Below are 12,918 nucleotides of genomic sequence, written 5' to 3'. Positions count from 1 at the left end.
TCACCGTGATGCCGATGCCCGGCTTGCGGTTCTCCTCGTCACCCGCGAGCGGGTCGTTGTGGATGATGTCCTTCTGCATGGCTGACTCTCCTTGTCAGTGAACGGAGTTCGGGTCGTGCGATCCGCGAGCACCGGACGGGCCGGTGCTTCCGGATACCCCGCCCTCGGGGAAGCGGGGAGCTTGGGGGGCCGTCAAGACCGGGCGCAGGTGCCGGTCGAGGAAGCCCAGGGCGCGCCGCAGTACGGCCATGTGGTCGGCGCCGGTGTAACCGTCGTGTCCGGTCTCCAGCCACATCGACTCGTGCGCGATGCCGGCCGTCCGCAGGGCGGTGAGATAGCTGCGTACCTGGCCGGGCGGGCACTTGGCGTCGAGGCTCGCGGCGACCACCAGCAACGGGGCCCGGACCTCGGCGGCGTAGTGCAGCGGCGAACTGCGCCGGTAGCGGTCGGGCACGGTCTCGGGGGTACCGCCGAACAGCCGCTCGTCCAGGGCGCGTAACGCGGGGGTGCCGGCCCGGTACGCCGCCGCGCAGTCGGCGACCGGTTTGACGGCGACGCCCGCCTGCCACAGACCGGGCCGGGTGCCGAGCGCCAGCAGGGTCAGATAGCCGCCCCAGGAACTGCCCCACACGCCGAGCGCGTCCTCGCGCGCCAGACCGCGGCGCAGCAGGTCGGCACGTACCGCGACCAGGTCGGCGACCTGGGCGAGCCCGACGCCCTCGGTGTACGCGGTGTGCCAGCGGGGTCCGTAGCCGGTGGAACCGCGGTAGTTGACCCGGGCGACCGCGAAGCCGGAGGCGACCAGGGAGTGCACCTGCGGGTCGTAGGCGTCGCGGTCGTGGTCGGCGGGGCCGCCGTGGACGAGGAAGACCAGCGGGGGCGGCGGGCCGGGTGCCGGGTCCGGGTGGCTCAGCAGGGTGTGCACCGGGCCGTCCGGGCCGGGCGTCCACAGGTCGCGGTGCCGGCCGGGTACCGGCGCGGGCAGGCCGCCGAGCGCGGGCAGCCGGGTGCCGGCGGTGGAGCGCAGCCGCGGGGGAGTGGTGGTGTCGGTCCAGAGGTAGTGCACATCGTCGCCCGGGTGCGGGGCGGCGTCCAGCAGGGTGCCGGGCGGCGTGGGCACCGTGGTGAGGGTGCACCGGTCGAGGTCGGCGGTGGCGAGGGTGGAGCGGCCGTGCCGGTCCTGCCGGACGAGGACCCGGCGTCCCGCGGGGTACCAACGCGCCGTGATCTCGGTGTCGAAGCAGCACCAGTGGTGGCTCCGCAGTCCGGTGCCGGGGAGCCAACTGGCAAGCAGATAGCCCTCGTCGGCCTCCTGGACGAGCAGCAGCTCGCCGTCCGCCGCCGCCCCCGGGGCGAAACCGAGCGCCCACAGCCGCCCGCCCCTGCCGGACAGCCGGGCGACCTCCGCCACCTGGCCACCGGAGCAGCCCACGAGGGTGACCGCCCGATCGGAACCGGCCGGTCCCGACACCGCCAGCAGCCGGCCCGTCGGCGAGATGCCGGTGAGCAGCGCGGGGCCGTCTACGGTCAGTACCGGTCGGCCGGGGCCGCCCGCAGGGCCGAGGTGCACGGTCGTCCGGCGGCCGTCGCCCAGGCCGATCGCCGCCGTCCCGGTGTCGCTGACGGCGAGGCCGTGCGGCAGGCCCGGCCGGAGGCCGGCCAGGCCCGGGACGGCCGGCCCGCCGTCGAAGTCCTGGAAGTACCACCGGCCCCGGCCGCCCCGGTCCTCCGCGAACCACCACACCCGGGCGTCCGCGTCGACCGCGCAGTGCAGCGTCCCGTCACGGCTGTCGGTGACCCGGCGGGTGGCCCCGGTACGGGCGTCCCAGGTGAAGATCTCACACCGGCCGTCGGCGTCCGCGGCGAGCGCCATCCGCGCCGGGTCGCGCGGGCAGACCTCGGGGAGTGCCGGCCGGTAGACCTGGAAGCCCGTCCCGGGGGCCTGGAGCGGGCGGGCATGTGCCGCGGACGCGTTCATGCCCGCTCCTTCGGGGTGGCGGGGGACCCCTGCGGGCCGGGGCGCGACGCCTTTGGGGCGCGACGGGACGCCGGGGCGCAGTGTGCGTACAGCGCGAGCCCGGCCAGCACCACGGCGCAGCCGGTGAAAGTGGCGACGGGCCCGGCCTGTTCGGTGACCAGCCCGGCGACCGCCGGCGCCGCGGCCGCGGCCCCGCCCGACGCGGTGGCCAGCACGGTCCCGGTACGGGCCTGCAGTTCGGGCGGGACCACGTGCAGGACGCGGGCCTGCAGCGCCACGGTGGCGAGCGGGGTCAGCGCACACAGCAGACCGAAGAGCAGGCCGAACTGCCAGGCGTCGCGGGCCACCGCCAGGGCCGCGGCGGGCGGCACCAAGAGCCAGGACACCGTCCCCAGCACCTGCGTCGCGGACCGCCGGGCGGCCAGGCGGGGCGCGGCGAGCGCACCGGCGAGACCGGCCGCGCCGGCCAGCGCGAGGACCAGACCCAGCGGAGCCGCGCCCCGGCCGTGGTCCTGCAGGGCGAAGACCGCCGTGTAATACAGCGCGGCGAGCACGGCGTTGACGGTCGCGATCCATAACAGCGCCAGCCGGAGGAACGGCTCCCGGCGCACCACGCCGAGTCCCGCCCCGGCTTCGGCGGCCGGCGCCCACCAGGGCCGGGACGGTCCGCCGGCCGCCGGGCGTCCGGTGTGCTGCGGCGACAGCCCGGCCCGCATGGCCGCGACGCAGGCCGCGGCAACGACGTACGACACCGCGTCCACGAGGAACGGCAGCCAGCGCCCGGCGTGGAAGAGCAGTCCGCCCAGCGCGGGCCCCAGGACGAGGGCGGCCCGTTCTCCCGCCTGTAATCGCGCCAGGACGCGGCGGTGGTCCGCGGGCGCACACACCAGGGCGACGGTGCCGAGGGAGGCTGTCTCGTAGCAGGCGGTCGCCGCCCGTTCGACCAGCACGAGGGCGAGGAGCACGGCCAGCGGGGCCGAGCCGGACCATGCCGCCGCGGTGACGACGGTCATCGAGGCAGCAGATACCACCGCGGAGCCCACCATGACGCGCTTGCGCGCCCCGCGGTCGGCGGGAACGGCGGCGAGGGGGCCGAGCAGCAGGGTCGCTGCCGCGGAGAGCCCCGCGACGGTGCCGACCTCGGCGGGCGAGTGGCCCAGGCTCAGCAGCAGCAACGGCAGGACGAGCCCGGACGCCTGGCTGCCCAGCGCGTCGGCGGTGCCGGCCCACCAGAAGAGCCGGATGTCGCGACGGGCATACGGCGCAGCGCCGGTGCGGGCGTCCGGACCGGCGCCTTGAGGTAAGCCGTACGGGGAGTCGCCTGTAGAGGGCCCCGCTGGTCTTCGTTCCATGCGAAGCCACCCCACATCTGTGTGCCGATCGTGAAGATCGATACACGTTTAGGTCAACTTGCGAAGGAAATGTGCTCGAAGCGTGCCGGAGCTTAGCCACACCGTGACGCAGGCCACAAGGCCCCGAAGGGGGAGTCTTGGCGGTACCGATCCGCCGCGTCGCGAGGAGGTGGTCCGTCCGCAGCGCGCCACAAGAGAAGGGCGCAGAAAACAGCCGCGCAAACAAGGAAAGGCGCCAACACGAAAGGCGCCAACAAGAAAGGCAAGGGGCGCAACCGCTCCTTGCCATCACCAACATATAGCGCACCGGGGGCCTTGCGGCAAGGCCCCCGGCATACCGCACAATCCTCGTCTCATAGCCATGACCTGCGGAAACAGACGGGGATTTCATGATCGACGTGATCGTTGCCGGCGCCGGACCGACCGGCTTGATGCTGGCCGCCGAATTGCGGCTGCACGGTGTGCAGGTGGTCGTGCTGGACAAGGAGCCGGAGCCGACCGGCTTCGTCCGCGCGCTCGGCATGCACGCGCGCACCATCGAGGTGATGGACCAGCGCGGTCTGCTGGACCGGTTCCTCGCACACGGTCAGAAGCACGAGGTCGGCGGCTTCTTCGCCGGCCTCGGCACGACCTGGCCTGCCCACCTCGACACCACGCATGCGTACGTCCTCGGCATCCCGCAGACCACCACCGACCGCCTGCTGGAAGAGCGGGCCGCGGAGCTCGGCGCCGAGCTCCGGCGCGGCAGCGAACTGATCGGGCTGAACCAGGACGAGGACGGGGTGACGGCCGAGCTGGCCGACCGGACGCAGCTGCGCGCCCGCTACCTCGTCGGCTGTGACGGCGGCCGCAGTACGGTGCGCAGGCTGCTCGGCGTCGGCTTCCCCGGCGAGCCCACCACGACCGAGACACTGATCGGCGAGATGCAGGTGGGCGTGCCGGCGGAGACGGTGGCCGCCGTGGTGGCCGAGGTCCGCAAGACCCAGAAGCGGTTCGGGCTGATGCCCTTCGGGGAGGGGGTGTACCGCGTCGTCGTGCCCGCCGAGGGGGTGACCGAGGACCGCACGGTCCCGCCGGCCCTGGAGGAGTTCAAGAAGCAGCTGCAAACGGTGGCCGGCACCGACTTCGGCGTGCACTCACCGAGCCGGCTCTCCCGCTTCGGCGACGCCACCCGGCTGGCCGAGCGCTACCGGGTCGGCCGGGTGCTGCTGGCCGGCGACGCGGCGCACATCCATCCGCCGACCGGTGGACAGGGGCTCAACCTCGGCATCCAGGACGCGTTCAACCTCGGGTGGAAACTGGCGGCCGAGGTGGGTGGTTGGGCGCCGGAGGGGCTGCTGGACAGCTACCACACCGAACGGCACCCGGTGGCCGCCGAGGTCCTGGACAACACCCGTGCGCAGATTCAGCTGATGTCCACCGAGCCGGGGCCGCAGGCGGTGCGCCGGCTGCTGTCGCAACTGATCGAGTTCGAGAACGTGAACCGGTATCTGATCGAGAAGATCATCGCGATCGGGGTCCGCTACGACTTCGGCGACGGTCACGAACTGCTCGGCCGGCGGCTGCGCGACGTGAAGCTGGAGCAGGGGCGCCTCTACGAGCTGATGCACGGCGGCCGCGGACTGCTGCTCGACCGGACCGGCAGGCTTTCGGTGGCGGGCTGGGCGGACCGGGTCGACCACGTCGTCGGCACCGGCGAGGAACTGGACGTGCCCGCGGTGCTGTTGCGGCCGGACGGCCATGTGGCGTGGGTCGGTGACGACCAGGAGGAGCTGGTCGGACACCTGCCCAAGTGGTTCGGTACTGCCGTCGGTTGAGAACGCGCTCACGGCCGGAAGGGCTGACCGTGAGCAGCCCCTCCCGGCCGACTCCGTCGGGGGTCGGCCGGGAGGGGCGCCGGCATGATCCGCGCGGTGGGAGGTGCCGCGTCGATCAGAGGTGCTTCGCCTTGGCGGCGCAGGCGCCGGAGGCGCAAGCGGTGAGCCAGGAGTCGAAGTCGGCGTCGTAGCGGGTGCCGATGGTGTCGTGGTAGACGGCGTAGCCGCCCTTGTAGTCGCCGGTGCGGAAGTGGCCCAGCATGGTGGCGACGTCGTCGGGGTGCTTCTCGATCATGTAGCGCGCCGCGAGGTAGCCCCAGGGGTAGGTCCGGGTCACGTCGCTGTTGTCGTAGGTGCTCTCGAAGAGCGTGCTCAGCTTGTAGGTGTGCTTCCCGGCCTCACTGACCGCCTCGTCGTCGGTGATCTTGCGGTAGCCGTACGAGACGTACTCGGCGAAGCCCTCGACCCACCAGATGTCCGGCACCGACGTCTGCTGGCCGAAGTCGCCCTTCATGTCGTCGCGGGCGTCTATGTAGTGCGTGTACTCGTGGTTGAGGTTCCAGATCCGGGCCGGGAAACCGTTGTCGTCGCTCCGCTGGTACATGATGGACATGGGCTTGTTGTCCGGCTTGGTGGGATCCCCGATCATGGTGATGCCGCCGTTGTTGGTGTCGACGCCGAAGATGGCCCCGGCGTAGGTCTGATAGTCGCCGCGACTGCCGAACACCACGAGCTGAACGGTCGATTCGTACTGGTTCGGGATCGGGCCGTCGTTCTTCACCAGGTCGTGGACGTACGCGTCCTGGCTCAGGACACTGGCGCAGGTGGCCTCGAGCTCCTCGGCGGTCAGTGCCTGGGTCTTGATGGTGTGGGTGGCATCGCACTCGTGGGTGACCGGCAGCGCCGCCTTGGTCAGCTGGTCGGACAGCTCGCAGACACCGAAGTACGAGCAGTTGTCCTTGTCGTAGGAGTCTGCCTGGGAGGCGACGGTGACCCACAGGGGCGCCGTCGGACCGGTGATCTTCGAGGCGTCCAGCAGCCCCTTCATGAGCGGCCGCACCTTGTCCCTGAGGGCCTGGTGCTCGACGTACCGCGCGACGTTCATCCCGGCGTTGGAGTCGAGGTAGGAACGGTCGGTGCCCAGCAGGTCCACATGGGCGAGCGCGAACTTGTTGAGGGTGTCGATGATGCTCGGATCGGCCGTGACCGCCTTGACGTAGTCGGGGTTCCAGTTGCCCCGCCACAGCGGGGTGTAGACGTTGTTGACGGCGGCCAGCATGCTGGGGATCTTGTCGTAGGAGCTGTTGTAGCCGCTGAGCAGCTGCTTGTAGGTGTCCAGGTAGCGGCCTTGCTCATTGGCGCTGTCGGTGAGGGTGACGACCTCGCTCAGGACGTCGCCGTTGCCCGAAGTGACGTCTTTGGAACGGGAGTTGGCGAAGAACGCGTCCAGACTGCCCTCGCTGGCCGCTGCCAGGTTCGAGCCGTAGTCGCCGACGTCGTCCGGATGGTTGGACTGCACGTAGTAGCCGGCGCGCAGGAACAGCACGAGCTGCAACACGTTGTTCGAGTTGTCGCCGGGATAGGCCGTCGCCCCGCTCTTGAAGGCGTTGGCCACGGTGACCATCTGGTCCTCGTGGAAGACCTTGCGGGCGTCCTCGCCGGTGATGCTGAACAGCGTGTTGACGCACTCCGTGGTCGAGGCCTGGACGAACGTGACCAGTTCCGACCCGGTGCGGCTGCCGAAGTCGCCCGGGCTGCAGGAGGCCTTGGGGCGCGGCTTCCGGGCGTGGTGCCGTCCCGCGCCGGTCGAAGAAATGGGGGGCTTCTTCGCGCTGAGCGGGGGGAGTTGGGGGATACGGAGGGGGTGGCGCTGCAGTGCGGGCCGTTCGTTCGCGCCGACGGTCGGACCGGTCGGCGGTACGGGGTGGGGGGCGGCGCTCCGGGATGCGGACCCGGGCTGGTCCGGGACGGCCGACGCGGGCGGTGCCGCCAGTGCCGGTGCGGTCAGGAGGCCGGCCAGGGTGGCGCAGGCGGCCAGGGCGCCGGTCACGTATCTGGGCAGGGGGAAGCGGTAGCGCATCCGTGCTCCTTCGTGGGGGGTCAGATGCGCCTCGAACAGGGCTGAGGCGCGGCTCGCACCTTCTCAGCGGCACACCGGCCGCGACAATACGGTGTGACATAGCACATGGCACACCCTTGCCATAACGTTCGGACCCAGGGGCCCCAAGAACCCCAGCGGCTCACAGGAGTTGGGGCCGTCCGGCTACGGTCTGGTCGTCACGTTCCAGGTGCGCGAGGCCCAGGAGCGGAAGTGCGGTGACTGGGCGATGAGCGCGCGGTACGCCGCGGCCGCGGAGGTGAAGAGGGTGTCCGCGACCTCGTCGGCGGGGCTCCCGCGCCGCCAGGCCAGTACGTAACGGCACCACAGGGGCGTGCCGGCCAGCGGTTTGACGAGGACGCCGGGGATCGGCCGGAACGTCGCCTGCACGATGGACGTGCCCAGTCCTTCGGCGATCATGTTCTGCAACTGCTGCTGGTCGCCGAGGAATTCATGCACCGCTGCCGGAGTGAAGCCGGCCGCGTCGCAGGCCGCGTAGAAGACTCCCGGCCAGCCCGCACCGTCGTCCGGGGTGAGGAACCACGGGTCGTCGGCCAGGTCGGCGAGTGTCACCTCCTGGCAGTGTCGGAGCCGGTGCCCGGACGGCAGGGCGACGAAGCTCGGCTCGGTGACGATCCCGCGGTGCGCCACAGCGGCGGAGTGCCGCAGCTCGCGCCCGGGGTAGTCCGCGGCGATCGCGGCGTCCACCTCGCCGCGCTCCAGGAGTTCGACGATCTCCGAGGACGGATACACGCTGCTCACCGTGAGCGCGAGATCGGAGAGCCGGCTGCGCAGCCGGACGAGCATCCCGGCGAGGACCGGTGAGTTGGTCGCCGCGAGGCGGAGCGGCCGGCCGGCGCGGGCGCCCGCGGTCGGCAGGCGCCCGATCGCGGCCGCACGGGCCAGGACGTCACGGGCCTGCGCCAGGACCTCCGTGCCGTACCGCGTCAGCTCCACGCCCGAGGGGTGCCGCTCGAACAGCGGACGGCCGAAGTACCGCTCTATCCGCCGGAGTTGGGTGCTCATCGCGGGCTGCGAGTACCCCAGTTCCGCGGCCGCCCGGCCCACGCTCCCGGCATCGGCGATCGCGCACAGCACCCTCAGGTGCCGAAGCTCCAACTCCATGCCCGCACTCCTCCCGTCCGTGTGGAAGCCACCTCATCGCGCTCCGGGCGCCGGCGCCAGAGCCGAGAACGGCCTGCCGGCCATCGGGCGGGCGGGAAAGGCCGAGCGCCCCTGCGTGAGGGGCGCTCGGGCTCGATTCCGTTGGGGGGAGGGGCTACTGGCCCACCACGCCCGACTTGGCGATGACGATGTCGGCGCTCGTGGCACCGCTGCGCGAGCCCAGGGCCTCGATCTTCTTCACGACGTCCATGCCCTCGACGACCTCGCCGAAGACGACGTGCTTGTTGTCGAGCCAGTCCGTGACGATGGTGGTGATGAAGAACTGCGAGCCGTTGGTGTTGCGGCCCGCGTTGGCCATCGACAGCTGACCGGGCTTGGTGTGCTTGAGCTGGAAGTTCTCGTCGGCGAACTTCTCGCCGTAGATGCTCTTGCCGCCGGTCCCGTCGCCGGCCGTGAAGTCACCGCCCTGGAGCATGAAGGCCGGGATGACCCGGTGGAAGCTGGACCCCTCGTAGCCGAAGCCGTGCTGCCCGGTGGCGAGCTCGCGGAAGTTCCGTGCGGTCTTGGGGACCACGTCGTCGAACAGGGTGAAGACGATCCGGCCGGCCGGCTCGCCGTCGATGGTGATGTCGAAGTACACGTCGTTGTTGCTCATAGTGGCATCTTCACATCCCGCCGCCTCCGGTCGCGCGCGGGGCCCACCCTCCGCGGCGGGCGACCCCTCCGGACGCCCTCCTGCGGCGCAGCGCTCCTCGCCAGGGCATTCCGGTAAATCCGGCCGCCCGACCACTACTCCGGCGCCCGCGTCCTGGCAATGCATGAAATTCGGCCATGAATAGGCCGTCGAAAGTCAGACATCGGGTGCAGCCTCTCTCTGGCCGGACCGGCACTGCAGAATCTGCCCCGTGAAGATCTGTGCTCGCGTACACTTCCGGCCCGCCGGGGAAGCCCGATGCGGCGGCCGGTCTGCGGCCTCGTTCGAACGGGCGGGCGATTCGCTCGTCCCATGTGCAACGGAGGTCTCCGGGGTCGGCCGGCGTTAAAGTAAATGAGGGTAAAAGTTACCCTCGGTTAGTCTTGGTGGGGGTTGCTAGCGCGTGACCGGGGGTGAGACTGTGGCCAAGTTGAACTGGCGCAAAAAGCTTCTGCAGCACGGATCGCGGAGAATGCCGAACGGTACTTGTCGGTAATACGTACGCTTCTCTCGTTCCTCCTTTCGGGTGCCGCCGGCTCGTCGGTAATGGGCTGCGACGTGCTGAGGGGAGTCTCGTGCGCGTCGGTTGTCAGCAGCTCTTATGTGGGGGGTCTGTGATAGCGAGCCGGGCCATGGTGCATATGCCGCCGGGCGTCCTCGTGGGGACGTGGAGCGGGGAAAAGACCCCGCAGATGTCCGCATCGAATCGGATGTGTGCATCGAGGCGGAGGGGGTACACGGCGTGGCCTGGACGGTATCTCGTCGGCTGTCCGCGCCCGGCCGCATATGCGGCCGTCGCGGGTGGCCAATGGCACCGCCCGACCCGCACATCCGCATAAACCCGTCGGCCACCGGGCCGGGCCGCTGACGGGCGCGTACGGTGCGCCATTCGGCCGGTGGCGCCGGTGACATCGTGAATACCGCTACCGCCGTTCCGGCTGCGGTCATTTCGCCATGGGCGGCCCGGCGCGGAGCGCATGCATAACCACAACTCGGCAGCAGCGACAGGATCTGGAGTTGGTGACAGTGAGTTCCTCGACTTCCTCATGCCGTGCGGAAAGGTGCTTATCCGGCGGCATACCCGGCTGTCGACCGATAGGGGTGCCGCCCGCGCGCGGCAAACGCTCCTTTTCCCGCCCGGCCCCCCGTTTCCGTGCGGCCTTCAGGGAGAAGCGGTGACCAGCGAGCAGGTGAGAGCGGCACCCTTCGCCTTCGACGCGCTCGTCGACCGGTGGAGAGCGCGGCGGGCGGGCGGTCCGGTCCGCTACGACGAGGACCAGAAGCTGTGGCAGGTGGCGGATCACCGCGGGGTGACCGCCGTGCTCGCCGACCCGGCGACGTACTCCTCCGACTTCTCGGGCCTGGTCCCGACCCAGGAGGACTTCGAGACCTTCCGCCGGGGCAACTTCGTCGGGATGGACCCGCCGGCGCACCGCACCCTGCGGACCCTGGTCAGCCAGGCGTTCACCCCGCGCGTGGTGGCCGGGCTGGAGCCGAGGATCGAGGCCATCACCGGGGAACTGCTGGACGCCGTGGCGGACCGCGACCGGTTCGACCTGGCGGACGCGCTGGCCTACCCGCTGCCGATCATCGTGATCGCCGAGCTGCTGGGCGTGCCGGTCAGCGACCGCGGGATGTTCCAGGACTGGGCGACCACCCTCTTCGCCGGGGACGGCATCGGCGAAGCGCTGGACATGGCCGATGTGGAGCAGGCGCTGGACGCCATCGCGCCGACCGTCCGCGAGATGAACGGCTACTTCCTGGACCACATCCGGCAGCAACGGAAGGACCCGGGCGACGGATTGATCGGCCGGCTGCTGGACGCCGAGGTGAACGGCACCCGGCTGACGGACCAGGAGATCGTCGGGTTCGTGGCCCTGCTGCTGGTGGCCGGGCACATCACCACGACCGCCCTGCTCGGGAACGCCGTGGTGAGCTTCGACCAGTACCCGGAGGCCGCCGCGCTGCTGCGGGCCGAGCCCGGTCGGCTGCCGGACGCCATCGAGGAGGTGCTGCGCTGGCTCCCGCCCTTCCCCGAACTGGGCCGCCGCACCACCCGTGAGGTCGAGCTCGCCGGCCATACCATCCCCGCGAACTCCGTGGTGATGGCGAACCTGGCCACCGCCAACCGCGATCCCGACCGGTTCGCCGGCCCCGACGTCTTCGACGTGACCCGCAGCCCCAACCCCCACCTGACGTTCGGGCACGGCATCCACTTCTGTTTCGGTGCCCCCCTGGCCAGGCTGGAGGCCCGGATCGCGCTGCGGCAGCTGATGGATCGTTTCTCCGCTCTGGCGATCCCTTGTCGCGACGAGGTCGAGCTGCAGAATCCGGCCGTCATCGTCAGCGTGCGCCGACTGCCGGTGGAGGTGCAGCGGCGATAGCCCGCCCGGCGGGCCCGCGCGACACCCCCTCCTTTGTCCCCGATTACGGGAGTTCCCTTTCTCATGCCCTACGCCACGCCTGCTCCGGTCACCACCAGGCAGCCGACGCAGATACGACGCCTCTTACAGGAGCGTCTGGAGACCCTCGCCCGCGCCCACCAGGTGCCGGGAGCCCAACTCGCGGTGCACACGGGCGGGTTGACGTACGCGGTGCACACCGGTGTCGCGGACGTCACCACCGAGGAGCCGGTGGGCAGCGGCACCGCGGTGCCGCTGGGGTCCGTCACCAAGGTCTACACCGCGGCCGTGGTCATGCTGCTCGTCGCCGACGGCGATCTGTCGCTGACCGATCCCGTCGGCACGTACGTACCGGAGCTGGCGCGGTTGCCGCGGATGACCGTGCGGCAGCTGCTCAGCCACACCGCCGGGCTCCCGACCGGCCCCGACTCCGACGACGCGGCGGCGCTGACCCCGGCCCGCTATCTGTCCGGCCACGCCACCGACACCGTGTGCCCGCCCGGCAGCGGCTTCTCCTACTCCAACGCCGGATACGTCGCCGCCGGACGGCTGATCGAAGAGGTGACCGGCATGTCCTGGCAGGAGGCGGTGCGGGCCTTCCTCCTCGAACCCCTGGGCACCGCCCCGGCCTTCCTCACCGGCCCCCCAACGGTCAGACCGGTGGCGCGCGGCCATTCCGCGAACGCCCTCACCGGCCGCGTCCGCCCGGTGCAGCAGACCCTGGCACCGGTGGAGGCACCGGCCGGCGCGCTGCTGGCCAGTGCGCTCGATCTGGTCGCACTGGGGCGGGCGTTGACCGGTGACGGCCCCCGTACGGTGCTCACGGAGGAGGACGCCGAGGAGATGCGCCGCCCCGTCCCCGGCGCCCACCCCGGGGTGCTCGCGGATGCCTGGGGCCTGGGTCTGGCGCTGTTCCAGGACGGCGGGCCGCAGTGGTGCGGTCACGACGGCAACGCCCAGGGCACCTCCTGCTTCCTGCGGGCCGAACCGGACAGCGGCGATGTCGTCGCCTTCACCAGCAACGCCAACAGCGGCACCGCCCTGTGGCACGAACTGGCCGACGACCTCGACCGGATCGCCGGCGTGAGCGTTCCGCCCGCCCCCGGTCCCCGCGACGGCACCCCCGTCCGCGCACTTCCCCAGTGTGCCGGGACGTACCGCAACGGCACCGTCGACTACCGCGTCACGGCCGGCGAACGGGGCTCCCTGACCCTGTCCGTCAACGGCGACAGCCCCGCCCCGCTGGTCTGCCACCCGGACCTGAGCTGCGACCTGGTGGACCCCGCCACCGGCCGCCGGGTGCCCGGCGGACGCTTCCTGCGCGATCCGGACACCGGCGCGATCGACCGGCTCCAGATCTCCGGCCGGATGGCCCGCCGCACCGACCTCGGCTGACCGCTACCGGCCCGGCGGCTCCGCGCGCCTCCCCCTTCGTGCGCCGGACCCGCCCGT

General features: G+C 71.4%; 8 protein-coding genes. 3 read left to right on the top strand and 5 right to left on the bottom strand.

From position 1 onward, the window contains the following. Nucleotides 1–94 precede the first annotated feature (94 nt). The gene (locus tag ACGF4C_RS09345; protein ID WP_393564675.1) at nucleotides 95–1,978 is read right to left on the bottom strand and encodes a S9 family peptidase; all 1,884 of its coding nucleotides are present in this window, start codon (nucleotides 1,976–1,978) and stop codon (nucleotides 95–97) included. Continuing rightward, nucleotides 1,975–3,330 carry an MFS transporter gene (locus ACGF4C_RS09340; RefSeq protein ID WP_393564673.1) on the bottom strand — a complete coding sequence of 452 codons (1,356 nt, stop codon included), beginning with the start codon at nucleotides 3,328–3,330 and terminating at the stop codon, nucleotides 1,975–1,977. Before ACGF4C_RS09340 ends, ACGF4C_RS09345 begins: the two co-directional genes overlap by 4 nt. A gap of 389 nt (nucleotides 3,331–3,719) precedes the next feature. Between ACGF4C_RS09340 and rox the strand changes: the two genes are divergently transcribed. Next, entirely contained in the window at nucleotides 3,720–5,147 is a 1,428-nt protein-coding gene (gene rox / locus ACGF4C_RS09335; RefSeq protein WP_393564671.1) for a rifampin monooxygenase, read from the top strand. Nucleotides 5,148–5,262: 115 nt separating this feature from the next. On the opposite strand, the gene ACGF4C_RS09330 is transcribed toward rox, so the two are convergent. From ACGF4C_RS09330 to ACGF4C_RS09320, 3 genes are all read right to left on the bottom strand, one after another. Beyond that, the gene (locus tag ACGF4C_RS09330) at nucleotides 5,263–7,227 is read right to left on the bottom strand and encodes a collagenase (RefSeq protein WP_393564669.1); all 1,965 of its coding nucleotides are present in this window, start codon (nucleotides 7,225–7,227) and stop codon (nucleotides 5,263–5,265) included. Between the two features lie 183 nt (nucleotides 7,228–7,410). Then, a complete protein-coding gene (locus tag ACGF4C_RS09325) occupies nucleotides 7,411–8,370 on the bottom strand; it encodes a LysR family transcriptional regulator (protein ID WP_393564668.1) in 960 nt (319 codons plus the stop codon). Between the two features lie 154 nt (nucleotides 8,371–8,524). After that, complete coding sequence (locus ACGF4C_RS09320) at nucleotides 8,525–9,025, bottom strand: peptidylprolyl isomerase (RefSeq protein WP_393564667.1); 501 nt, start codon at nucleotides 9,023–9,025, stop codon at nucleotides 8,525–8,527. Nucleotides 9,026–10,239: 1,214 nt separating this feature from the next. On the opposite strand from ACGF4C_RS09320, the gene ACGF4C_RS09315 reads away from it, so the two are divergent. Both ACGF4C_RS09315 and ACGF4C_RS09310 read left to right on the top strand, forming a co-directional pair. Beyond that, on the top strand, nucleotides 10,240–11,448 hold the full coding sequence (locus ACGF4C_RS09315) for a cytochrome P450 (RefSeq protein ID WP_393564665.1): 1,209 nt from the start codon (nucleotides 10,240–10,242) through the stop codon (nucleotides 11,446–11,448). Nucleotides 11,449–11,511: 63 nt separating this feature from the next. Beyond that, nucleotides 11,512–12,861: a serine hydrolase domain-containing protein gene (locus ACGF4C_RS09310; RefSeq protein ID WP_393564663.1), complete on the top strand. Its 1,350-nt coding sequence runs from the start codon at nucleotides 11,512–11,514 to the stop codon at nucleotides 12,859–12,861. Nucleotides 12,862–12,918: the final 57 nt, after the last annotated feature.

Source organism: Streptomyces sp. NPDC048197 (assembly GCF_043202395.1).
GTDB classification, from domain to species: domain Bacteria; phylum Actinomycetota; class Actinomycetes; order Streptomycetales; family Streptomycetaceae; genus Streptomyces; species Streptomyces siderophoricus.
The sequence above is the reverse complement of the archived record's forward strand: the minus strand, read 5'-3'. Positions and strand labels throughout refer to the sequence as shown.